Source organism: Actinoallomurus acaciae, assembly GCF_042429965.1.
Taxonomy (GTDB): Bacteria; Actinomycetota; Actinomycetes; order Streptosporangiales; family Streptosporangiaceae; genus Actinoallomurus; species Actinoallomurus acaciae.
On the sequence record NZ_JBHLZP010001226.1, the window covers coordinates 1 to 724 of the forward strand.

Sequence of the window (724 nt, forward strand, 5' to 3'; positions counted from 1 at the left end):
TGATGTACCAGCTCTACGCGCTGGCTAGCCGAAAACCGCTCTTAAAAACGGTAATGCAAAACTGGATGCAGCGCAGTCAACAAACGCTCGAACAATGGTTTGAACCCGGAACCGCCCGCGCGCTTGATGCGTTTATTGAGGGGATGACGCTGCATTTTGTCACCGACCGTAAGCCGCTATCACGCGAGGAGATTTTGAGGATGGTTGAGAGGATTGCTGGGTAGTAGATAAATTTCAGGCAACAAAAAACCCATCAACCTTGAACCGAAATGGCGGGGTTGATGGGCTCCACAAAATGGGGACATCAAAGAAAAGCAGTGGCACTAATTAAGACTGATGCCCTGCGGAAAAGTTCTGCGGTTGTGCAAAAAAATTTCATTTTCAGGGCAACTTCAGTTTTATCCTAATCCTGGCCATACCATGACGATGATTGTCCCTGCCAGCGTCAGCAGGACGTTGGCGATTGCATAGGTGCCCGCATAGCCCAGCGCCGGGATGTTACTGCGAGCTGTATCACTGATGATCTCCATTGCCGGCGCGCAGGTGCGTGCGCCCATCATTGCGCCGAACAACAGTGCGCGGTTCATTCGCAATACATAAGCACCGAACAAGAAACAGATAACCACTGGCACAAGACTGACAATCAATCCGGCAATCAACATCTGACCGCCAATCGCGCCCAGGCCGTTATTAATACCGCTACCGGCGCTCAGACCAACGCCTG

The 724-nt window shown here is 51.5% G+C and carries 1 protein-coding gene and 1 pseudogene; one reads left to right on the plus strand and one right to left on the minus strand.

What is annotated here, in order from left to right:
* Window positions 1-224, plus strand: a pseudogene (rcdA, locus tag ACFFNX_RS52570) (DNA-binding transcriptional regulator RcdA); the annotation flags it as partial.
* 174 nt (window positions 225-398) lie between these two features.
* On the opposite strand, the gene ACFFNX_RS52575 reads toward rcdA, so the two are convergent.
* Window positions 399-724 (minus strand): aspartate-alanine antiporter-like transporter (locus ACFFNX_RS52575; protein ID WP_378213869.1); only part of this gene is annotated, 326 nt, incomplete at its 5' end.